The organism is Limnohabitans sp. (assembly GCF_044373035.1).
In the GTDB taxonomy this organism is placed as follows: domain Bacteria; phylum Pseudomonadota; class Gammaproteobacteria; order Burkholderiales; family Burkholderiaceae_C; genus Limnohabitans_A.
Genome location: NZ_JBILQU010000048.1, coordinates 1 through 20,720 on the forward strand (window position 1 = coordinate 1; position 20,720 = coordinate 20,720).

Annotated in this window: 22 protein-coding genes and 1 tRNA gene; 3 read left to right on the plus strand and 20 right to left on the minus strand. The window is 59.4% G+C overall.

Going from position 1 to position 20,720, the window contains the following annotated elements:
• Positions 1-148 precede the first annotated feature (148 nt).
• The 12 genes from ACIQ47_RS08975 to ACIQ47_RS09030 all read right to left on the minus strand — a co-directional run bounded on the left by ACIQ47_RS08975 (position 149) and on the right by ACIQ47_RS09030 (position 9,196).
• Positions 149-223: transfer RNA gene (locus tag ACIQ47_RS08975), tRNA-Val, on the minus strand.
• 106 nt (positions 224-329) lie between these two features.
• Positions 330-1,040: a DNA polymerase III subunit epsilon gene (dnaQ, locus tag ACIQ47_RS08980; protein WP_396437809.1), complete on the minus strand. Its 711-nt coding sequence runs from the start codon at positions 1,038-1,040 to the stop codon at positions 330-332.
• 13 nt (positions 1,041-1,053) lie between these two features.
• The gene (gene fdx, locus ACIQ47_RS08985; protein WP_108352481.1) at positions 1,054-1,392 is read right to left on the minus strand and encodes an ISC system 2Fe-2S type ferredoxin; all 339 of its coding nucleotides are present in this window, start codon (positions 1,390-1,392) and stop codon (positions 1,054-1,056) included.
• Between the two features lie 31 nt (positions 1,393-1,423).
• Positions 1,424-3,289, minus strand: a complete 1,866-nt coding sequence (hscA, locus tag ACIQ47_RS08990; RefSeq protein ID WP_396437810.1) for a Fe-S protein assembly chaperone HscA — start codon at positions 3,287-3,289, stop codon at positions 1,424-1,426.
• A gap of 17 nt (positions 3,290-3,306) precedes the next feature.
• Entirely contained in the window at positions 3,307-3,822 is a 516-nt protein-coding gene (gene hscB, locus ACIQ47_RS08995; protein WP_396437822.1) for a Fe-S protein assembly co-chaperone HscB, read from the minus strand.
• Positions 3,822-4,145: an iron-sulfur cluster assembly protein IscA gene (gene iscA / locus ACIQ47_RS09000; protein WP_108352478.1), complete on the minus strand. Its 324-nt coding sequence runs from the start codon at positions 4,143-4,145 to the stop codon at positions 3,822-3,824. Before iscA ends, hscB begins: the two co-directional genes overlap by 1 nt.
• A 1-nt stretch (position 4,146) precedes the next feature.
• On the minus strand, positions 4,147-4,533 hold the full coding sequence (gene iscU, locus ACIQ47_RS09005; RefSeq protein WP_296290785.1) for a Fe-S cluster assembly scaffold IscU: 387 nt from the start codon (positions 4,531-4,533) through the stop codon (positions 4,147-4,149).
• A gap of 32 nt (positions 4,534-4,565) precedes the next feature.
• On the minus strand, positions 4,566-5,783 hold the full coding sequence (locus ACIQ47_RS09010; protein WP_396437811.1) for an IscS subfamily cysteine desulfurase: 1,218 nt from the start codon (positions 5,781-5,783) through the stop codon (positions 4,566-4,568).
• Positions 5,784-5,803: 20 nt separating this feature from the next.
• Complete coding sequence (gene iscR / locus ACIQ47_RS09015) at positions 5,804-6,340, minus strand: Fe-S cluster assembly transcriptional regulator IscR (protein ID WP_296290787.1); 537 nt, start codon at positions 6,338-6,340, stop codon at positions 5,804-5,806.
• 114 nt (positions 6,341-6,454) lie between these two features.
• Entirely contained in the window at positions 6,455-8,566 is a 2,112-nt protein-coding gene (gene uvrB, locus ACIQ47_RS09020; protein WP_396429000.1) for an excinuclease ABC subunit UvrB, read from the minus strand.
• A gap of 72 nt (positions 8,567-8,638) precedes the next feature.
• The gene (locus ACIQ47_RS09025; RefSeq protein WP_296290788.1) at positions 8,639-8,953 is read right to left on the minus strand and encodes a CcdB family protein; all 315 of its coding nucleotides are present in this window, start codon (positions 8,951-8,953) and stop codon (positions 8,639-8,641) included.
• Between the two features lie 3 nt (positions 8,954-8,956).
• Positions 8,957-9,196 (minus strand): type II toxin-antitoxin system CcdA family antitoxin, encoded by a 240-nt coding sequence (locus ACIQ47_RS09030; protein WP_296290789.1) that lies wholly within the window; start codon positions 9,194-9,196, stop codon positions 8,957-8,959.
• 211 nt (positions 9,197-9,407) lie between these two features.
• Here ACIQ47_RS09030 and ACIQ47_RS09035 point away from each other — a divergent pair, with 211 nt between their 5' ends.
• The 3 genes from ACIQ47_RS09035 (at position 9,408) to rsxB (ending at position 13,006) form a co-directional block, all read left to right on the plus strand.
• A complete protein-coding gene (locus ACIQ47_RS09035) occupies positions 9,408-10,604 on the plus strand; it encodes an amino acid aminotransferase (protein WP_396437812.1) in 1,197 nt (398 codons plus the stop codon).
• A 159-nt stretch (positions 10,605-10,763) separates the two neighbouring features.
• Positions 10,764-12,314 (plus strand): polyhydroxyalkanoate depolymerase, encoded by a 1,551-nt coding sequence (locus ACIQ47_RS09040; RefSeq protein WP_396437813.1) that lies wholly within the window; start codon positions 10,764-10,766, stop codon positions 12,312-12,314.
• 5 nt (positions 12,315-12,319) lie between these two features.
• The gene (rsxB, locus tag ACIQ47_RS09045) at positions 12,320-13,006 is read left to right on the plus strand and encodes an electron transport complex subunit RsxB (RefSeq protein WP_396437814.1); all 687 of its coding nucleotides are present in this window, start codon (positions 12,320-12,322) and stop codon (positions 13,004-13,006) included.
• A gap of 55 nt (positions 13,007-13,061) precedes the next feature.
• Here rsxB and ACIQ47_RS09050 read toward each other — a convergent pair whose 3' ends face one another.
• The 8 genes from ACIQ47_RS09050 to ACIQ47_RS09085 all read right to left on the minus strand — a co-directional run.
• A complete protein-coding gene (locus ACIQ47_RS09050) occupies positions 13,062-13,541 on the minus strand; it encodes a VOC family protein (RefSeq protein WP_396437815.1) in 480 nt (159 codons plus the stop codon).
• Positions 13,542-15,590: an acetyl-CoA carboxylase biotin carboxylase subunit gene (locus ACIQ47_RS09055; protein ID WP_396437816.1), complete on the minus strand. Its 2,049-nt coding sequence runs from the start codon at positions 15,588-15,590 to the stop codon at positions 13,542-13,544.
• A 92-nt stretch (positions 15,591-15,682) separates the two neighbouring features.
• Positions 15,683-17,215 carry an acyl-CoA carboxylase subunit beta gene (locus ACIQ47_RS09060; protein WP_396437817.1) on the minus strand — a complete coding sequence of 511 codons (1,533 nt, stop codon included), beginning with the start codon at positions 17,213-17,215 and terminating at the stop codon, positions 15,683-15,685.
• Between the two features lie 19 nt (positions 17,216-17,234).
• Positions 17,235-18,275 carry a methylmalonyl Co-A mutase-associated GTPase MeaB gene (gene meaB / locus ACIQ47_RS09065; RefSeq protein ID WP_396437818.1) on the minus strand — a complete coding sequence of 347 codons (1,041 nt, stop codon included), beginning with the start codon at positions 18,273-18,275 and terminating at the stop codon, positions 17,235-17,237.
• Complete coding sequence (locus ACIQ47_RS09070) at positions 18,272-18,694, minus strand: type II toxin-antitoxin system VapC family toxin (RefSeq protein ID WP_396437819.1); 423 nt, start codon at positions 18,692-18,694, stop codon at positions 18,272-18,274. The genes meaB and ACIQ47_RS09070 overlap by 4 nt, the downstream gene beginning before the upstream one ends.
• Positions 18,694-18,942, minus strand: coding sequence for an antitoxin (locus tag ACIQ47_RS09075; RefSeq protein ID WP_396437823.1), 249 nt, complete (start codon positions 18,940-18,942; stop codon positions 18,694-18,696). The genes ACIQ47_RS09070 and ACIQ47_RS09075 overlap by 1 nt, the downstream gene beginning before the upstream one ends.
• On the minus strand, positions 18,942-19,325 hold the full coding sequence (locus ACIQ47_RS09080; RefSeq protein WP_396437820.1) for a hypothetical protein: 384 nt from the start codon (positions 19,323-19,325) through the stop codon (positions 18,942-18,944). The genes ACIQ47_RS09075 and ACIQ47_RS09080 overlap by 1 nt, the downstream gene beginning before the upstream one ends.
• A 51-nt stretch (positions 19,326-19,376) precedes the next feature.
• Positions 19,377-20,720: methylmalonyl-CoA mutase family protein (locus ACIQ47_RS09085; RefSeq protein WP_396437821.1), on the minus strand; the 1,344-nt coding region annotated here is incomplete at its 5' end.

Below are 20,720 nucleotides of genomic sequence, written 5' to 3' on the forward strand. Positions count from 1 at the left end.
ATTGAATTGGGGATGTTTGACTGTTCCGAAATCTATGAAAAGACATCGAAAAATCTATGAGAAGTAGTAAACCCGGACCATACTACTTTGAACTAAAGAAAAAGCACCTAGAGTTTCCTCTAAGTGCTTGATTTCATTGGGAATTTTTTGGTGGGCGATGCAAGTTTCGAACTTGCGACCCCTGCAGTGTGAATGCAGTGCTCTACCCCTGAGCTAATCGCCCTGCGCCGTTTGGCGAAGAGCGCCATTATGACATGAAAACCTGGCCTATTTGGCTCTTGGCAGCTGAAAAGGCGTCGCCAAACGCATGGCCTTTTGGCCACTGGGGCTCACGCCGACTGAGCCAGTCGCCAAACGGTTTTACCGCCACTCGATTTGTCGATTTGGGTCAGCACCTCATCGTGCGCGGACAACTCTTGGGCATTGGCGGGAAGTACCGGCAAAGCATAGGTGCTCAGGTCCAGTTGCAACTTGACCGATAGGTTGTCTGTGGGTGCGTCGCCCGCATCGATCAGCAGCGCCTCTTGGCCGCGTGTCATGTTGATGTAGACGTCGGCCAGCAATTCGGCGTCGAGCAAAGCGCCGTGCAGGGTGCGCCCAGAGTTGTCGACCTCGAGGCGGTCGCACAGCGAGTCGAGGCTGTTGCGTTTGCCGGGGAACATTTCCTTGGCCATGGCCAGGGTATCAATCACGCCGTTGACGTAGGTTTTGAAGGGTTTTTTGCCCACGCGCTCCAGCTCTTTATTCAAGAAGCTCAGATCAAAAGCAGCGTTGTGGATGATGATCTCGGCGTCGCTCAGGTAGTCGAGAATTTCTTCAGACAATTCGGAGAATTTAGGTTTGTCACGCAAAAATTCGTTGCTGATGCCGTGCACCTTGAGCGCGTCTTCATGGCTGTCGCGCTCGGGGTTGAAATAAAAATGCAGGTTGTTGCCGGTGAGCTTGCGGGCATACAGCTCCACACAGCCCAGCTCGATGATGCGGTCGCCACCTTCGGCCGACAGGCCCGTGGTTTCGGTGTCCAGAACGATTTGACGCATGGTTCGACTTCGCTCAGTGCAGCTCTTTGGCGTGGTTGATGGTGTAGCGCGGGATCTCGATGACCAGATCGCTCTTGGCCACAAAGGCCTGGCAGCTCAGGCGCGAGTTGGGCTCCAGGCCCCAGGCGCGGTCGAGCAGGTCTTCTTCGGTTTCTTCCATCTCACCCAGGCTTTTGAAGCCTTCGCGCACCACCACATGGCAGGTGGTGCAAGCTGCGCTCATGTCGCAGGCGTGTTCGATGTTGATGTGGTTGTCGAGCAGCGCTTCGCAAATGCTGGTGCCCGCAGGCGCGGTGATTTCTGCCCCGTTGGGGCAGTATTCGGCATGGGGCAGGATTTTGATCACGGGCATAGGTGTCTTTGAATTCGGTACAGGCCAGACTTTACAAGGACTGGATGTTTTGGCCAGACAGGGCTTTCTGGATGCTGTGGTTCATGCGCTCGGCCGCAAAGGCTTCGGTGCCCTTGGCCAGCGCCTGGGTGCAGTCTTCCAGGGCCTTGGCGTCTTGCTCGGTCTGGACAGCCGCTTGCAAGGTGGTCATCAAGGCGTCGATGCTGGCGCGCTCGGCAGCGCTCAGCAATGGGCCGTCAGCGGCCAAGGCGCTGCGCGTGGCCAGCAGCATGCGGTCGGCGTCCACTCGCGCCTCGACCAAGGCGCGGGCTTTCATGTCGGCTTGGGCTGTGGTGAAGCTTTCCTGCAGCATGGTGGCAATCTGGTCGTCGCTCAAGCCATACGAAGGCTTGACGTCAATGCGCGCCTCCACGCCGCTGATTTGTTCTTTGGCACCCACGCTCAGCAGGCCATCGGCATCCACCGTGAAGGTCACGCGGATGCGGGCCGCGCCTGCGGCCATGGGCGGGATACCGCGCAGCTCAAAGCGGGCCAGGCTGCGGCAGTCTTGCACCAGGTCACGCTCGCCCTGCACCACATGCAGCGCCAGCGCAGTTTGGCCGTCCTGATAAGTGGTGAAGTCTTGCGCCATGGCGGTGGGGATGGTCTGGTTGCGCGGGATGATGCGTTCGACCAAACCGCCCATGGTCTCGATGCCCAGAGACAACGGAATCACATCGAGCAGCAGCAACTCACCTGCGGCGTTGTTGCCTGCCAGTTGGTTGGCCTGAATGGCCGCACCCAAGGCGACGACTTCGTCGGGGTTGAGGTTGTTGAGCGGGGCCTGGCCAAAAAACTCGGCCACGGCCTGCTGAATTTGCGGCATGCGGGTGGAGCCACCCACCATGACCACGCCTTGCACATCGTCCTTGGCCAGTTGCGCATCGCGCAGCGCTTTGCGCACGGCGGTGATGCAGCGGGCTGTCAGGGCTTGGCTGGCTTGCTCGAAATCTGTGCGGCTGATTTGCACCAGCAAGCTGCCGCAGGACAAGGCCGCTTTCAAGGTGACCGCATCGGCGCTGCTGAGGGCTTCTTTGGCGGCGCGGGCAGCGGCCTTGAGCACGGTTTTGTCTGCAGCGGTGGCCGCCTGCAAGTCGGGTTGGCGGGCCATGGCGGCATCGGCCAAGGCTTGGTCGTAATCGTCGCCACCTAAGGCTGAGTCGCCGCCAGTTGACAAGACCTCGAACACGCCTTGAGTCAGGCGCAAGATGGAAATGTCGAAGGTACCGCCACCCAGATCGAACACGGCGTAAACGCCTTCGCTCGCATTGTCCAGGCCATAGGCAATCGCCGCGGCGGTGGGTTCGTTGATCAGGCGCAGCACATTCAGGCCCGCCAATTGCGCGGCGTCTTTGGTGGCTTGGCGCTGGGCGTCGTCAAAGTAAGCGGGCACGGTGATCACGGCACCATACAGGTCGTCGTTGAAGGTGTCTTCGGCGCGGTAACGCAGCGTGGCCAAAATTTCGGCGCTCACTTCCACAGGCGACTTGGGGCCTTGCACCGTTTGGATGCTGAGCATGCCCTGATCGCTGGCGGTGAACTCATAGGGCAGCTTGCTGCGGTCAGCAATGTCTTGCAGGCCACGGCCCATGAAGCGCTTGACCGAGGCGATGGTGTTGACCGGGTCTGAGGCGGCAGACTGCACCGCATCAAAACCAATCTGACGGCCCTGACCCGGCATGAAGCGCACCACCGAAGGCAGGATCACCCGGCCATCGTCGTCTGGCAAACATTCGGCCACGCCGCTGCGCACCGAGGCCACCAGCGAATGGGTGGTGCCCAGGTCGATGCCCACGGCAATGCGGCGCTGGTGAGGGTCGGGCGACTGGCCCGGTTCGGAAATCTGCAGTAAGGCCATGGTCAATCGGGAGGAGGTCAGTTCAATCGGTCGAGTTTAGCGTTCACTTCTTGCGTGAAGCGCTCAATGAACATGAGCGCCCTCACCTGCCCCACGGCTTGGGCGGGGTCTTTGGCCACATCCAGCAAATCACCCAGCGTTTGCTGGATGTGGCGCTGCTCTTCGGCCACAACGCCTGCCAGGGCCTGCAACGTTTCGGCACTGTTGGTGTCGTCCAAGCTTTCGCGCCATTCCATCTGCTGCATCAGGAATGCTGGGGGCATGGCGGTGTTGTTTTCGGCCTGCACGGGCGCACCTTGCAGTTCGCACAAATAAGCCGCACGTTTGAGCGGGTCTTTCAGGCGCTGATAGGCCTCGTTGATGCGCACCGACCACTGCATGGCCACGCGTTGGGCAGCAGCGCCATCGGCAGCAAAGCGGTCGGGATGGGCTTCGCGTTGCAGGGCTTTCCAGCGGGCATCGAGTTGAGCGCGGTCCTGTGCGTACTGCACAGGCACATCAAACAGCTCGAAGTCGTTGGCTTGAAGCGAAATCACACGCGGAAAGACTCACCGCAACCGCAGCGGTCACGCTCGTTGGGGTTGTTGAAGCGAAAGCCTTCGTTCAGGCCTTCGCGCACAAAGTCGAGTTCGGTGCCGTCGATGTAAGCCAAGCTTTTGGGGTCCACCAACACCTTGACGCCGTGGCCTTCAAAGACCACGTCTTCGGGGGCGATGTCGTCCACGTACTCAAGCTTGTAAGCCAAGCCCGAGCAGCCTGTGGTCTTGACGCCCAAGCGCACACCCACACCCGAGCCACGTTTGGCCAAGTAGCGGGTCACATGCCGCGCTGCGGCGGCAGACAGTGAGATGGCCATGTCAGTTCAGGTGTTTCTTTTTGTAGTCTTCCACGGCCGCCTTGATGGCGTCTTCGGCCAGGATGGAGCAGTGGATTTTGACCGGTGGCAGCGCCAGCTCTTCGGCGATTTCGCTGTTCTTGAGGGCTGCAGCCTGGTCCAGGGTTTTGCCCTTGACCCATTCGGTGACGAGTGAGCTGGACGCGATGGCCGAGCCGCAGCCGTAGGTTTTGAAGCGCGCGTCTTCGATCACGCCGGTGGCCGGGTTGACCTTGATCTGCAACTTCATCACGTCGCCGCAAGCCGGTGCCCCGACCATGCCGGTGCCCACGCTGTCGTCGCCCTTGTCAAAAGAGCCGACGTTGCGGGGGTTTTCGTAGTGGTCAACCACTTTTTCAGAATATGCCATGGTGTTTTCTCCGTGTTCAGGTCAGTGTCAACTCAGTGGGCAGCCCACTGAATGGTGCTTAAATCAATGCCATCTTGGTGCATTTCCCACAGGGGGCTGAGATCGCGCAACTTGGCCACGTTCTCGCGGATGGTTTGGATCGCGTAATCGATGTCCTCTTCGGTGGACCAGCGGCCAATCGTCATGCGCAGGCTGCTGTGGGCCAACTCGTCGCTGCGGCCCAGGGCGCGCAACACATAGCTGGGCTCCAGGCTGGCCGAGGTGCAGGCCGAGCCCGACGACACCGCCAAGCCCTTGATGCCCATGATCAGCGATTCGCCTTCGACAAAGTTGAAGCTCATGTTGATGTTGTGCGGCACGCGCTGGGTCGCGTGGCCGTTCAGGAACACCTGCTCCATGTCGCTCAGGCCATTGATCAGGCGGTCGTGCAAGGCACGCGCCTTGGCGTTGTCTTGCGCCATCTCCAGCTTGGCAATGCGAAACGCCTCGCCCATGCCCACACACTGGTGGGTGGGCAAGGTGCCCGAGCGCATGCCGCGCTCATGACCGCCACCGTGCATTTGTGCCTCCAGCCGCACGCGGGGCTTGCGCCGCACATACAAAGCGCCGATGCCTTTGGGTCCATAGGTTTTGTGCGAAGCCAGGCTCATCAGATCGATGGGCAACTGGGTCATGTCGATCTCGACCTTGCCGGTGGCTTGGGCCGCATCGACGTGGAAGATGATGCCTTTTTCGCGGCACAGGTTGCCAATCGCAGTCACATCCTGGATCACGCCGATTTCGTTGTTCACGAACATCACGCTGATCAAGATGGTGTCGGGGCGAATCGCGGCCTTGAGCGCGTCCATGCTCAGCAAACCATCGGCTTGCACGTCCATGTAGGTCACTTCAAAGCCCTGGCGCTCCAGCTCGCGCATGGTGTCGAGCACAGCTTTGTGCTCGGTCTTAACGGTGATCAGGTGCTTGCCGCGCGACTTGTAAAACTGGGCTGCGCCTTTGATGGCCAGGTTGTTGGACTCGGTGGCACCGCTGGTCCAAACGATTTCGCGGGAGTCGGCACCGATCAGATCGGCCACTTGCTCGCGGGCTTTTTCGACGGCGGCTTCGGCCTCCCAGCCCCAGGCGTGGGTGCGCGATGCGGGGTTGCCAAAGTGCTCGCGCAACCAGGGGACGATGGCGTCCACCACACGGGGGTCGCAGGGGTTGGTGGCACCGTAATCAAGGTAAATAGGGAAATGGGGTGTGGTCATGGTCTGCTCTTTTTCGGGAATCAGGATTTGGCGAACATGTTGCCCAAGTCAAACACCGAGTTGGGCACATTCACGCGGATGGGTTGGCTGATCGGCATCGGGGCAATCGCGCGCTTGAGGCTGGGCTTGTTTTCAACAACCAAGCCTTTGGCCAATTGGTCGTCCACCAACTTTTGCAGGGACACCGAGTCCAAGAACTCCACCATTTTGGAGTTCAGGGAAGCCCACAGGTCGTGCGTCATGCAGCGGCCCTCGCCGCCATTGCAATTTTCTTTGCCGCCGCAGTGGGTGGCGTCAATCGGTTCGTCCACCGACAAAATGATGTCGGCCACCGTGATTTCAGTGGATTTGCGGCCCAAGGTGTAACCGCCGCCAGGGCCACGGGTGGACTCCACCAGGTTGTGGCGACGCAGCTTGCCGAACAACTGCTCTAAATAAGACAGTGAAATCTGTTGGCGCTGGCTGATGGCGGCCAATGTCACAGGGCCTGCGTCTTGACGCAAAGCCAAGTCGATCATGGCGGTGACGGCAAAACGGCCTTTGGTGGTTAAACGCATGTCAGACTCCTGAAGTGGGTGGAAGCGCTGTCTGAAAACCTCTTGAGCGGGTTCCCGACTAAACAAGTCAAGTATACGACATACCCGATCAAATCACTCGGGTTATAGGGTTATTCAAGCCCGGATCAGCGGCACGATGGGGTCGCCCCCTGCCGCGCCAAAGGCCTGCTCCTTCAGAACGGTCAGCTGGTCGCGCACCTGAGCGGCTTTTTCGAACTCCAGGTTGCGGGCGTGCTCCATCATTTGCTTTTCCAACTGCTTGATGGCTTTGGCGATGTCTTTCTCGCTCATGTCCTCCACTTTGGCCCGTTGCACCGCCGCCAGTTCCAAGCGCTCGGCTTCTTTGCCCGACTTTTCGCTGTACACGCCGTCGATGAGGTCTTTGACCTTTTTGACAATGCTCTTGGGCGTGATGCCCATGAGCTCGTTGTGGGCCACTTGCTTGACGCGGCGCCGCTCGGTCTCGCCGATGGCTTTTTTCATCGACTCGGTGGTGCGGTCGGCGTACAAAATCGCCCGGCCGTTCAGGTTTCGGGCCGCACGACCTATGGTCTGAATCAAGCTGCGCTCGGAGCGCAAGAAGCCTTCTTTGTCGGCGTCCAAAATCGCCACCAACGAAACCTCTGGAATATCCAAGCCCTCGCGCAGCAGGTTGATGCCCACCAGCACATCGAACGCGCCCAAGCGCAGGTCACGCAAAATTTCCACCCGCTCCACCGTGTCCACGTCGCTGTGCAAATAGCGCACCTTGACGCCGTTGTCGCTCAGGTAATCGGTGAGCTGCTCGGCCATGCGTTTGGTCAGCGTGGTGATCAGCACCCGCTCGTGCTTGTCCACCCGGATGCGGATTTCTTGCAGCACATCGTCCACCTGGTGCGTGGCGGGGCGCACCTCGACCTGCGGATCGACCAAGCCCGTGGGGCGCACCACCTGTTCGACCACTTTGCCCGAATGCGTTTTTTCGTAGTCGGCGGGCGTGGCCGACACAAAGATGCACTGACGCATGCGTTTTTCAAACTCTTCAAACTTGAGGGGACGGTTGTCCAGTGCGCTGGGCAAGCGAAAACCGTATTCCACCAGCGTGGTTTTGCGCGCCTTGTCGCCGTTGTACATGGCGTTGAGCTGGCCAATCATTTGGTGGCTCTCGTCCAGAAACATGATGGCGTCAGGCGGCATGTAGTCGGTGAGTGTGCTGGGCGCATCGCCCGGGGCCGCGCCCGACAAATGGCGGGTGTAATTCTCAATGCCCTTGCAGTGGCCCACTTCGGACAGCATTTCCAGGTCAAACCGGGTGCGCTGCTCCAGGCGTTGCGCCTCGACCAGCTTGCCCATGCCCACCAGCTCTTTGAGGCGTTGGGCCAGCTCCAGCTTGATGGTTTCCACCGCCGCCAGCACCTTGTCGCGCGGCGTCACATAGTGGCTCGACGGGTAGACCGTGAAGCGCGGGATCTTTTGCCGAATGCGCCCAGTCAGCGGGTCAAACAGTTGCAAGCTCTCAATCTCGTCGTCAAACAGCTCGATTCGAATGGCCAGCTCGGAGTGTTCTGCCGGGAACACATCGATCGTGTCCCCCCGCACCCGGAACTTGCCGCGTGAAAACTCCATGTCGTTGCGCTGGTACTGCATGCGGATCAGCTGCGCGATCACGTCGCGCTGGCCCAGCTTGTCGCCGGTGCGCAGCGTCATGATCATGCGGTGGTAGCTCTCGGGCTCGCCAATGCCGTAGATGGCCGACACCGTGGCCACAATCACCACATCGCGCCGCTCCATGATGCTTTTGGTGCAAGACAGCCGCATCTGCTCGATGTGCTCGTTGATCGCGCTGTCTTTTTCAATGAACAAATCACGCTGCGGCACATAGGCCTCGGGCTGGTAATAGTCGTAGTAACTGACGAAATACTCGACCGCGTTCTTGGGGAAAAACTCGCGGAATTCGCTGTACAACTGCGCCGCCAGCGTCTTGTTGGGCGCAAACACAATGGCGGGCTTGCCAATTTGTGCGATCACATTGGCCATGGTGAAGGTCTTGCCCGAGCCGGTCACGCCCAGCAGGGTCTGAAACACCTCGCCATCGTGCACGCCTTCGACCAACTGCTCAATCGCCACGGGCTGGTCGCCAGCGGGCGGGTAAGGCTGGAACAGCTCAAAGGGCGAACCCGGGTAGCTGACGAATTGGCCATCGAGGGGGACAGCTGTGACCTCTGACAGAGGAATGATTTCAGACATGGGAACTCGTTTTTTGTGGAATGAGGAGCGACTGACCGGACTGAATCTGCCTGCTCAGAGCACGTCCTGAGGTCAATAGCCGCCCAACAAGATGTCGAGCGCATTGACCACCTCGGGTGCTTGGGCGCGCAAATTCAACAGCGGCGCACCCAGCCAGCGCACAGGCACTGCGGCCAATGCGGCACTGTCCAGCACCAGTTCCTGACCCTCCACCGTGCAGACAGGGTTGAGGTCACGCATCGGCAAAGGGGCGTATTCGGCGCTGCGCAAGGGGATCACCACACGCGTGGCAATCTTGTCCAAAAAGCTGTTTTGCACGTCCAGCAAATAGGGCGTGCGCTCGCGCATGCGGGCATCCGGGTGGGGATAAACGTCGAACTGGGCCATGGCTCAGAAGCTGCGGTAAGCGTCCAGGGGCAAGCCCTCTTGCTCGATGCGGGCGTTGTAGCTGGCAATGGCATCCAGGTTTTGCGTCTGCCAGCGCGCCCAATACTGGCGCTTGACTTCTTGGGCCAGCAAGGCATCCACCGTGCGCGACACATTCATGTCCAACTCGCGCGCCATGGCCAGCACCTCAGCATTGAGCGATAAATTGACGGGTTTTTTCGGGGCATCTTCAAAACGCAACATGTGGAACCTCCGAGAAGTATGCGCATAGTTTATGCGCAAAACAGCATCAAAGTGCTTTGCAAGGCCAAGTGCCTGCGGCCCAATCCATCTGCCCAAGGCCCAAAGCCCATGGATTGTGGCGCGCATAGCGTCTTGGGTTTGGACGCGCCGGTGCAGTGGTTTGAGCCTAAAATGGAGGGCTTTTTCCCATTGACTACACAGGATTGTCACCATGTCTTTGTTCTCCGCCGTCGAAATGGCCCCCCGCGACCCGATCCTGGGTCTGAATGAGCAATTCAACGCCGACACCAACCCCAACAAAGTGAACCTGGGCGTGGGCGTGTACTTCGACGACAACGGCAAACTGCCCCTGCTGCAATGCGTGCAAGCCGCCGAAAAAACCATGATGGCCACCCCTACAGCCCGTGGCTACTTGCCGATTGACGGCATCGTGGCTTATGACAACGCCGTCAAGGCGCTGGTGTTTGGTGCTGAATCGGACGTGGTCCAGTCGGGCCGAGTGTCCACCGTGCAAGCCATTGGCGGCACGGGCGGCCTGAAAATCGGTGCCGACTTCCTGAAAAAAGTCAGCCCCAAGGCCAAAGTGCTGATTTCCGACCCCAGTTGGGAAAACCACCGCGCCATCTTCATGAACGCCGGTTTTGAAGTCGAGAACTACGCTTATTACGACGCGGTCAAACGCGGCGTCAACTTCGAAGGCATGCTGGCCAGCCTGAACTCAGCTGCGGCGGGCACCATCGTCGTGCTGCACGCCTGCTGCCACAACCCGACCGGCTACGACATCACTGCGTCCCAGTGGGACCAGGTCATTGCCGTCGTCAAAGCCAAAAACCTGACCGCCTTTTTGGACATGGCATACCAAGGCTTTGGCCACGGCATTGCCGAAGACGGCGCGGTGATCGGCAAGTTTGTGGCTGCGGGACTGAACATCTTTGTCTCCACCTCGTTCTCCAAGAGCTTCAGCCTCTACGGTGAGCGCGTGGGCGCCTTGTCGGTGGTGGCTTCAGACAAAGAAGAAGCTTCCCGCGTGCTCAGCCAACTCAAGATCGCCATCCGCACCAACTACTCCAACCCACCCATCCACGGCGGTGCGGTGGTCGCGGCAGTGCTCAACAACCCCGAACTGCGCGCCCAGTGGGAGCAGGAACTGGCCGAGATGCGTGTGCGCATCAAGGCCATGCGCCAGAAACTGGTCGATAGCCTCAAAGCCGCTGGCGTGCAGCAGGACATGAGCTTCATCACCACCCAGATCGGCATGTTCAGCTATTCGGGTCTGACCAAAGACCAGATGGTGCGTCTGCGCAGCGAATTTGGTGTGTACGGCACCGACACCGGCCGCATGTGCGTGGCGGCGCTGAACAGCAAAAACATCGATTACGTCTGCGCCTCGATTGCCAAAGTCGTTTGACTGGACTGACATCCGGCTTGAAACCGCCCCTGACGGGGCGGTTTCTTTTGGGTTCGGTCCGAAAGGTGACTGTCAATTAGGGGGCAAACTCAAAACATAACGCTTGGTCTCCTGTAGTATTGCTGCAGCGCACCATTTTGTTCCAAGGGAAACTGTCACATGCTTTATCAGATTTTTGAAACCCAACGCTCGATCATGGAGCCTTTTTCCGATCTGGCCCAAGCAGCAGCCAAGCTCTACAGCAACCCCCTGAATCCCATGGCGCAAACGCCGTTGGCCCAGCGTGCATCGGCCGGTTATGCACTGATGCACCGGTTGGGCAAAGACTACGAAAAACCCGAGTTCGGCATCCGCACCGTGAAGGTCAACAAAGTCGACGTCGCGATCCACGAGCGCATCGAAATCGACAAGCCTTTTTGCGAGCTGCGCCGCTTCAAGCGCTTCTCGGACGACCCCGCCACCCTGACCCAGCTCAAGGCCCAGCCCGTGGTACTGATCGTGGCCCCCTTGTCGGGCCACTACGCCACCTTGCTGCGTGACACCGTCAAGACCATGCTGCAAGACCACAAGGTCTACATCACCGACTGGAAGAACGCACGCCTGGTGCCTTTGTCGGATGGCGAGTTCCACCTGGACGACTACATCAACTACGTGCAGGAATTCATCCGCCACCTGCAAGCCATTTATGGCCACAGCCATGTGGTGAGCGTCTGCCAGCCGACCGTTCCAGTGCTGGCTGCGGTATCGCTCATGGCCAGCCGTGGTGAAAAGACCCCGCTGACCATGACGATGATGGGAGGCCCCATTGACGCGCGCAAATCACCCACAGCGGTGAACAACTTGGCGACCAACAAGAGTTTCGATTGGTTTGAAAACAATGTGATCTACCGCGTACCGGCCAATTTCCCAGGCGCCGGTCGCCGTGTCTACCCCGGGTTTTTGCAGTACACCGGCTTTGTCGCCATGAACCCGGACCGCCACGCCACCAGTTATTACGACTACTTCAAGGACCTGATCAAGGGTGACGACGCCAGCACCGAGGCACACCGCAAGTTCTACGACGAGTACAACGCCGTGCTGGACATGGACGCTGATTACTACTTGGAGACCATCGCAACCGTGTTCCAAGACTTCAAGCTGGTCAAGGGCACTTGGGACGTCAAGGGTCTGGACGGCAAAGTGGAGCGCGTTCGCCCTCAGGACATCAAAGGCACGGCCTTGATGACCGTTGAAGGCGAGCTGGACGACATCTCCGGCTCGGGCCAGACCCGCGCGGCACAAGACCTGTGCACAGGCGTACCTGCCAGCGAACGCCAGCACCTGGAAGTGCCGGGCGCAGGCCATTACGGCATCTTCAGTGGCCGACGCTGGCGCGACATCGTGTACCCACAGGTGGTCAAGTTCATCCAGGGCCATGCACCCAAGACCAAGGCGTCAGCGCCCAAGCCCGTTGCTGCAGCGCCTTTGGCGGCCAAAGCCGCTAAATCCGCTAAAGCCGTGGTCAAGACCCCGGTCAAGGCCCCACTCAAGCCAGCGATCAAGCCAGCAGCCACAAGCGTGGCCAAGCCTGTGGCCAAAGCCGCAGCGCCTGTCAAAGCTGCGGCCAAAACTTCGGTCAAAGCTGTGGCCAAAGCGCCTGCCAAAAACGGCAAAGCGGCAGCCCAGCCAAAAGGCACAGTCAAAACCACCTGGGTGGCCCCCAAAACCTGAGGCCCATGCCCATGAAGCCCACAGCGCCTGAGACCCAGGCGCTTTTTCTTGCCCTCAACGATGCCCTGCCTCAAACGCAGTGCACGCGTTGCGGCTTTCCCGATTGCGCCAGCTATGCCCGCGCCATGGCCGAAGGGCAAGCGGCCATCAACCAATGCCCGCCGGGTGGACAGGCCGGTATTGAGCGTCTGGCTGCACTGACTGGCCAGCCCGTGGTCATGCTGAACCCCGAGCATGGCTCTGAAGGCCCACGGCATGTGGCCATCATTGACGAGGCCTGGTGCATCGGCTGCACGCTGTGCATCAACGCCTGTCCGACCGATGCGATTTTGGGGGCCAACAAAGTCATGCACACCGTGATCGAGCCTTGGTGCACGGGGTGTGAATTGTGCATCCCGGTGTGCCCTGTGGACTGCATTGCGCTGGAAAATGTGACCGGTGCAAAGACTGGCTGGGCCGCCTGGTCTGCCGAGCAAGCCCACACCGCACGCGAGCGCTACACCTCACGCCAGCAGCGCCTGGTGCGCGAAGAAGCCGCCCACCAACAGCAACAAGTGGTCAAGGCCGAGCACAAGCTGGCCGACTTGGCCACGCACACCAAGGGCACCGACAACGCGCCCGAAGTGGACCGAAAACGCGCCATCATCGAAGCGGCGCTGGCCAAAGCCCGTGCCAAACAACATCCAGGCTGACCGCCCGACATCGGCCTTGATCGCGGTCGCAGACCGCTCCTGCACCGAACCTGTTTTAGACGGCGCAGGCTAATTTCTCAAAAGCACTGACCACCTCGGGTGGGGCCTGCACCAATTCGATCAACACACCCTCGCCGCCCACCGGGAACTCTTCATTCGCCTTGGGGTGCAAAAACGTGATGTCAAATCCAGCAGCGCCCTTGCGGATGCCACCCGGCGCAAAGCGCACACCTTGTGACGTGAGCCACTCCACCGCCACCGGCAAGTCGTCAATCCACAAACCGATGTGGTTGAGCGGCGTGGTGTGCACGGCGGGCTTTTTTTCGGGGTCAAGTGGCTGCATCAGATCGACCTCGACCTTGAACGGACCCGTGCCGATGGCGCAGATGTCTTCGTCCACGTTCTCGCGTTCGCTTTTGTAGGTGCCGGTCACCTCCAGTCCGAGCATGTCAACCCAGAGTTTTTGCAAACGCCCTTTGTCAGGCCCGCCAATGGCGATTTGCTGGACGCCCAGCACTTTGAAGGGGCGCGTCATTTATTCAAACTCCACGATCATCTGGTCCACCGTCAGCGACTCGCCTTTGGCGGCCACCACTTTCTTCACCACGCCGTCTTGAGCAGCGAACAACACGTTTTCCATCTTCATGGCTTCGATCACGGCCACGCGTTCACCCGCTTGCACCTTTTGGCCCACCGACACGGCCACCTCGACCAACAGGCCGGGCATGGGTGACAAGACAAAGCGGCTGAGGTCTGGCGCTGCCTTGTAAGGCATGAGCTGGTGCAGCTCGGCCATGCGGGGCGACATGACCAGCGCTTCGATGCGGGTGCCGTTGTGCTGCACTTGCAACGCCAACGGGTTCTTCAAGGTACCGCGCTCGATTTGCGCGGTAAACGGCTTGCCGTTGCAAATGCCTTCGATGCGGATGTCGTTCAAGCGCGAGTTGCTGGCGATGGCGTAGGTTTTGCCATTCACTGTGATCTGCGCTTCGCCATGCTTGCCCGCAAACTCGTCCACATGCACGGGCACATAACGGTTGTTGCCCGCTTGGCCCAGTTCCACCACGGCGTAGTCTTGGCCCACTTGCACGTCGTATCCTGGCAACTGACCACTCAAACCCGCGGCACGCTCGCGCGACTTGCGACGAACGAAGGCCGCCAGTGCGGCCAGGAAGTCGTGGTCGTCGTGCGGCACGTCTTCAGCGCGGAAACCTTGGCTGTACTCCTCTGCGATGAAACCGGTGTTGAAGTCACCCGACACAAAACGGGGGTGGGCCAACAAAGCCGACTGAAAGGGGATGTTGGAGCTGATGCCACGGATGACGAAGCCATTCAGGGCTTCGCGCATTTTGGCAATGGCATCCAAGCGGTCTTTGCCGTGCACGATCAACTTGGCGATCATCGAGTCATAGAACATCGGAATTTCGCCGCCGTCTTGCACGCCCGTGTCCACACGCACGCCATACAAATGGGTGGTGTTGGCCTGAAACATGGTGGTTTGCGGCGTCTGAAAGCGCACCAAGCGACCCGTAGATGGCAAGAAGTTGCGGAACGGGTCCTCGGCGTTGATGCGGCACTCGATGGCCCAGCCGTTGCGCTGCACGTCTTTTTGCTCGATGGACAATTTTTCGCCCGCGGCCACGCGGATCATCTGCTCGACCAAGTCCAGGCCCGTGATGGCTTCGGTCACCGGGTGCTCGACCTGCAAACGGGTGTTCATCTCCAAAAAATAAAAGCTTTGGTCCTTGCCGACCACAAACTCCACCGTGCCCGCCGATTGGTATTTCACCGCCTTGGCCAACTGCACCGCCTGCTCGCCCATGGCTTTGCGGGTGGCTTCAGAGATGAAGGGTGACGGCGCTTCTTCGATCACCTTTTGGTGACGGCGCTGGATCGAACACTCTCGCTCGTTCAAATAAATCACGTTGCCGTGGCTGTCGCCCAGCACCTGAATTTCGATGTGACGAGGCTCTTCAACAAACTTCTCGATGAACACACGGTCATCGCCAAAACTGTTGCGCGCTTCGTTGCGGCAAGAGGTAAAGCCTTCAAACGCTTCCTTGTCGTTGAAGGCCACGCGCAGGCCTTTGCCGCCGCCGCCAGCCGAGGCTTTGATCATCACCGGGTAGCCGATGCCCTTGGCAATCTCAACCGCTTTTTCAGCCGTCTCAATGGCGTGGTTCACGCCGGGAATGCAGTTCACGCCCGCAGCGCTCGCCAGTTTCTTGGACTCGATCTTGTCACCCATGGCGGCAATGGAGAAATGGCGCGGCCCAATGAAGGCAATGCCTTCGTCTTCGCAGCGCTTGGAGAACTCGGCGTTCTCGCTCAAAAAACCGTAGCCGGGGTGAATCGCTTGTGCGCCCGTGGCTTTGGCTGCGGCAATGATTTTGTCGGCGACCAAGTACGACTCACGCGAAGCCGCTGGACCAATCAACACGGCCTCATCGGCCAATTGCACATGGCGGGCCTCTTTGTCGGCTTCGGAATAAACGGCCACGGTTTGGATGCCCATTTTTTGGGCGGTGGCGATGACACGGCAGGCGATTTCGCCTCGGTTGGCAATCAGGATTTTGGTAAACATGTTCGATGAGCGTTGAGCGTTGAGTGTTGAGCAGAAAAATCAGGCGTGGCGTCGGTTCAACCGTCTGAACACTGAGCGCCAAACGCTGAACCTCACAGCGGAATGTTCCCGTGCTTGCGCCAGGGGTTTTCAATCTTCTTGTCTTTGAGCATCACCAGCGAACGGGCAATGCGTTTGCGGGTGTTGTGCGGCATGATGACGTCGTCGATGTAACCCCGGTTTGCTGCCACAAATGGGTTGGCAAAGCGGGCTTTGTATTCGGCTTCTTTGGCGGCCAGTTTTGCGGGGTCGCCTTTGTCTTCTCGGAAAATGATTTCCACAGCGCCCTTGGCACCCATCACTGCAATCTCGGCATTGGGCCAGGCAAAGTTCACATCGCCGCGCAAGTGCTTGGAGGCCATCACGTCGTATGCGCCGCCGTAAGCCTTGCGTGTGATGACGGTGATTTTGGGCGCGGTGCACTCGGCATACGCGTAGAGCAACTTGGCACCATGCTTGATGATGCCGCCGTATTCTTGGCTGGTACCGGGCATGAAGCCGGGCACGTCCACAAAGGTGATGACGGGGATGTTGAATGCATCGCAAAAACGCACAAAGCGCGCCGCTTTGATGGCGCTTTTGATGTCCAGGCAACCGGCCAACACCAAGGGTTGGTTGGCCACAATGCCCACGGTTTGGCCATCAATGCGGGCAAAGCCGATCAGGATGTTCTTGGCGTAATCGGGCTGCAGTTCAAAGAAGTCGCCGTCATCCACGGTTTTGAGGATGAGCTCCTTCATGTCATAGGCTTTGTTGGGGTTCTCGGGCACCAAAGTGTCCAGGCTCATGTCGATGCGGTCGATGGTGTCGCCGCTCTTGCGAACGGGTGCTTTTTCGCGGTTGTTCAGCGGCAAGTAGTTGTACAGGCGGCGCACCATCAGCAGGGCTTCCACATCGTTTTCAAACGCCATGTCGGCCACACCGCTCTTGGTGGTGTGGGTCAATGCGCCGCCCAGCTCTTCGGCCGTGACTTCTTCATGGGTCACGGTTTTCACCACTTCAGGGCCCGTCACAAACATGTACGACGTGTCCTTGACCATGAAAATGAAATCGGTCAGTGCAGGCGAGTACACCGCGCCACCGGCGGATGGGCCCATGATCATGCTGATCTGGGGCACCACGCCGCTGGCCATCACGTTGCGCTGAAATACTTCGGCATAACCACCCAGCGAGGCCACACCTTCTTGAATGCGGGCACCACCCGAATCGTTCAAGCCGATCACGGGCGCGCCCACCTTCATGGCCTGGTCCATGACCTTGCAAATTTTTTCGGCGTGCGTCTCGGACAAAGCGCCGCCATACACGGTGAAGTCCTGGCTGTACACAAACACCAAACGGCCGTTGATCATGCCGTAGCCGGTGACCACACCGTCGCCGGGGATCTTGTTGTCTTGCATGCCGAAGTCGGTACAGCGGTGCTCCACGAACATGTCCCACTCTTCGAAGGTGCCTTCGTCCAGCAAGACCTCGATGCGCTCACGGGCTGTCAGTTTGCCTTTGGCGTGCTGCGCATCAATGCGCTTTTGCCCGCCGCCCAAGCGGGCCGCAGCGCGCTTTTTTTCCAATTGTTCAATGATGTCTTGCATGCTGGGTCTCTCTCAAAAATCAGGTGGGGCGTTCATCCGCGCGAACGGGTTGGGAATGGGCTTGCGCGGCCAGCAACTGGCGCGCAGCCGTCGATGCAGCCAACTGGCCAGAAGCGACTTTTTGACTCAGTTGGGGCAGCAGCGTTTGCACGCGCGGCTGCGCCCGAAAATTGTGTTTGAGCCCCGCGTCGATGCGCTCCCACATCCACGACAGGGCCTGGTGCTGACGACGATCGGCCAAGCGGCCATGGGCTGTTTGCAGGGTCCTGAATTCGGACACTGCCGCCCAGAATGTGTCGACGCCCTGGCCAAGCAAAGCGCTCAGCTGCACCACCTTGGGGTGCCACTGGGTCGCATCGGCGTGCGCGTGGCCCGAACCGCCGTGCATGCCCAGCAGTTGCAAAGCGCTGGTGATCTGCAACGCGGCGCGGGTGGCTGCAATCGCATCGATGTCGGCCTTGTTGATGACCACCAAATCGGCGATTTCCATCACGCCTTTTTTGATGGCCTGCAAATCGTCGCCCGCATTGGGCAGCTGCATCAACACAAACATGTCGGTCATGTTGGCCACGGCGGTTTCGCTTTGGCCCACACCCACCGTCTCGACGATCACCACGTCGTAACCGGCGGCTTCACAGACCAGGATGGACTCGCGGGTTTTCTCGGCCACACCGCCCAAAGTGCCGCTGCTGGGGCTGGGGCGGATGTAGGCGCGCTCATGCACGCTGAGCAACTCCATGCGGGTCTTGTCGCCCAAGATGGAGCCGCCCGACACGGTGGAAGAAGGGTCAATGGTCAGCACCGCCACGCGGTGGCCTTGGCCGATCAAATACAAACCCAGCGCCTCGATGAAGGTGGACTTGCCCACGCCCGGCACACCGCTGATGCCCAAGCGAAATGACTTGCCCGTGTGCGGCAGCATGGCCGTGAGCAACTCGTCGGCCTGGGCGCGGTGGTCGGGGCGGGTCGATTCGAGCAGCGTGATGGCTTTGGCCATGGCGCGGCGTTGGGCGGGCGCGGGGCCCTCCAACAGACCTTGAAGCAGTTGATCAGGTGTCATGTAGCGCTCAATGGGTGAACCCAGTTCTCCAACTTCAAGCCCTCAATCCGCTCAAACTCCCGAGTGTTGTTGGTGACGCAAACCGCGTCCATAGCCAGCGCGTGACAACCAATTTGCAAATCGTGAATACCGATGGGTGTTCCTGCTGCGCGCAGTCGGTGGTAGTGCGAGGCGTAGATCCAGGCGGTGGACTCGTCCCAACCTTGAATCTGGAATGAACTCAGCAAATTGTGCAGCGCTGTCCTGTTCTGCTCTTTGTGCAGGCTTTTCTCAACGCCAAACGCCAACTCGGCCACAACCACCGATGACAGGACGATTTGATCCCGCCCCACTTCTTGCATGCGCTTGAGCACATTCGCATTGCCGCGTTGTGCATAAATGATGATGTTGGAGTCCAACAAATACAAGGTCGATGGCATCAGTCCATGCTTTCGATGTCATCTGGCAAGAGGCCACGCTCGCGTTCAATTTCTTCAGGAAAACCTTCAAACTGAGCCAGTGCTTTCTGCACGCTTGCCCACCATTCGTCCTTGTTGCGCTTAGGCCGAAGGATGACGGTGTTGCCCACCTTCTCAATGAACACCTCTGCGGTGTCAAAGCGATAGGCTTTGGGCAGGCGCACCGCTTGGCTGCGGCCTGTCGTGAAAATTTTGGCGGTGTCTGTGATCATGGTGCCGACCTCTTTTTGGTAGATACCAAATCATACATACCATTTTTGAAATCACCAACCGCTTGTTCTGACGCTGCGGGCACCCACTGGCGTCCTTGTTTTTTGGCTTCTTGATAGGCCAGCCAATCGTCTTGGTTTGCGGCGCGCTGGGCCTTGAGCTTGGAGCGGATGGCCAACTTGATCGCCGACATGCCTTCCATGCTTTCTGGCAAAACACCCTCTTGCCGGGATGACTGAAGCGACAAGCCATCTTTTTTAGCTTGCGCTAAAGCCTGCTCCACCGCCGAAACGATGAACTGAGACGGGCTAACGCCTAAGCGACCGGCGGCCTGTTCCAGCTCTTTTTCGAGCCAGGATTCAAGTTGAACGAAGTTCAGCATGGGGAGCCGAGTGAATCTGTGGTCAGTACCGTTTCAGGGCAGCCGCCGCTATCAAGCCAAAGCCTTCTTGATCTGCTCCAGCACATCCTTGGCGCTGACCGGGATCGGGGTGCCGGGGCCGTAGATGCCCTTGACGCCCGCTTCGTACAGCATGTCGTAGTCCTGGCGCGGAATCACGCCGCCCACGAACACGATGATGTCGTCGGCGCCCTGCTTTTTCAGCTCGGCCATGATGGCAGGCACCAGGGTTTTGTGGCCTGCGGCCAAAGTGGACACGCCCACGGCGTGCACGTCGTTTTCAATCGCCTGGCGGGCGCATTCTTCGGGGGTCTGGAACAACGGGCCCATGTCCACGTCAAAGCCCAGGTCGGCAAAGGCGGTGGCCACCACTTTGGCGCCCCGGTCGTGGCCGTCTTGGCCCAGCTTGGAAATCATCACGCGGGGGCGGCGGCCTTGTTGCTCGGCAAAGGCGGCGATGTCGGCCTTGAGTTGGTTCCAGTATTCCATGGTGTCTCCCACGTTTTGGCCATCATCGTAGGCGGCGGCGTACACGCCCGTCACCTTTTGTGTGTCGGCGCGGTGGCGGCCAAAGGCTTTTTCCAGCGCATCCGAAATCTCACCCACCGTGGCACGCAAGCGCACCGCCTGGATGGACAAGTCGAGCAGGTTGCCTTGGCCCGAATTGGCGGCAGCGGTCAAAGCGTCCAACGCGGCTTGCACCTTGGCGCTGTCGCGGCTGGCGCGGATCTTGGCCAAGCGCTCGATCTGGCCGTCGCGCACACGCACGTTGTCAATCGACAAAGTCTCGATCGGGTCTTCTTTGGCCAGCTTGTATTTGTTCACGCCCACGATGACGTCTTTGCCCGAGTCAATGCGGGCTTGCTTCTCGGCCGCTGCGGCTTCGATCTTGAGCTTGGCCCAGCCGCTGCCCACGGCTTGGGTCATGCCGCCCATGGCCTCGACCTCTTCGATGATGGCCCAGGCCTTGTCGGCCATTTCTTGCGTCAGAGTCTCCATCATGTAAGAACCGGCCCAAGGGTCGATCACGTGGGTGATGTGGGTCTCTTCCTGGATGATGAGCTGCGTGTTGCGTGCGATGCGCGAGCTGAATTCGGTGGGCAGCGCAATCGCCTCGTCAAACGAGTTGGTGTGCAGCGACTGGGTGCCGCCAAAGACGGCCGCCATGGCTTCGATGGTGGTGCGCACCACGTTGTTGTAGGGGTCTTGCTCGGTGAGCGACCAACCCGAGGTCTGGCTGTGCGTGCGCAGCATCAGGCTCTTGGGGTTCTTGGCGTCAAAGCCCTTCATGATGCGGCACCACAGCAAGCGCGCCGCACGCATCTTGGCGATTTCCAAATAGAAGTTCATGCCCACCGCCCAGAAGAAGGACAGGCG

Bases quoted from the DNA above. Each gene is read 5' to 3' on its own strand.
- hscA (WP_396437810.1), bottom strand. From the start codon at position 3,289: ATGGCCTTACTGCAGATTTCCGAACCGGGCCAGTCGCCCGACCCTCAC.
- ACIQ47_RS09055 (WP_396437816.1), bottom strand. From the start codon at position 15,590: ATGTTTACCAAAATCCTGATTGCCAACCGAGGCGAAATCGCCTGCCGT.
- rsxB (WP_396437814.1), top strand. From the start codon at position 12,320: ATGCCCATGAAGCCCACAGCGCCTGAGACCCAGGCGCTTTTTCTTGCC.
- iscA (WP_108352478.1), bottom strand. From the start codon at position 4,145: ATGGCCATCTCACTGTCTGCCGCCGCAGCGCGGCATGTGACCCGCTAC.
- ACIQ47_RS09030 (WP_296290789.1), bottom strand. From the start codon at position 9,196: ATGTTGCGTTTTGAAGATGCCCCGAAAAAACCCGTCAATTTATCGCTC.
- ACIQ47_RS09025 (WP_296290788.1), bottom strand. From the start codon at position 8,953: ATGGCCCAGTTCGACGTTTATCCCCACCCGGATGCCCGCATGCGCGAG.
- fdx (WP_108352481.1), bottom strand. From the start codon at position 1,392: ATGCCCGTGATCAAAATCCTGCCCCATGCCGAATACTGCCCCAACGGG.
- meaB (WP_396437818.1), bottom strand. From the start codon at position 18,275: ATGACACCTGATCAACTGCTTCAAGGTCTGTTGGAGGGCCCCGCGCCC.
- ACIQ47_RS09010 (WP_396437811.1), bottom strand. From the start codon at position 5,783: ATGACCACACCCCATTTCCCTATTTACCTTGATTACGGTGCCACCAAC.
- dnaQ (WP_396437809.1), bottom strand. From the start codon at position 1,040: ATGCGTCAAATCGTTCTGGACACCGAAACCACGGGCCTGTCGGCCGAA.
- iscR (WP_296290787.1), bottom strand. From the start codon at position 6,340: ATGCGTTTAACCACCAAAGGCCGTTTTGCCGTCACCGCCATGATCGAC.
- ACIQ47_RS09050 (WP_396437815.1), bottom strand. From the start codon at position 13,541: ATGACGCGCCCCTTCAAAGTGCTGGGCGTCCAGCAAATCGCCATTGGC.
- ACIQ47_RS09060 (WP_396437817.1), bottom strand. From the start codon at position 17,215: ATGCAAGACATCATTGAACAATTGGAAAAAAAGCGCGCTGCGGCCCGC.
- ACIQ47_RS09040 (WP_396437813.1), top strand. From the start codon at position 10,764: ATGCTTTATCAGATTTTTGAAACCCAACGCTCGATCATGGAGCCTTTT.
- ACIQ47_RS09080 (WP_396437820.1), bottom strand. From the start codon at position 19,325: ATGCTGAACTTCGTTCAACTTGAATCCTGGCTCGAAAAAGAGCTGGAA.
- ACIQ47_RS09070 (WP_396437819.1), bottom strand. From the start codon at position 18,694: ATGCCATCGACCTTGTATTTGTTGGACTCCAACATCATCATTTATGCA.
- iscU (WP_296290785.1), bottom strand. From the start codon at position 4,533: ATGGCATATTCTGAAAAAGTGGTTGACCACTACGAAAACCCCCGCAAC.
- uvrB (WP_396429000.1), bottom strand. From the start codon at position 8,566: ATGTCTGAAATCATTCCTCTGTCAGAGGTCACAGCTGTCCCCCTCGAT.
- ACIQ47_RS09035 (WP_396437812.1), top strand. From the start codon at position 9,408: ATGTCTTTGTTCTCCGCCGTCGAAATGGCCCCCCGCGACCCGATCCTG.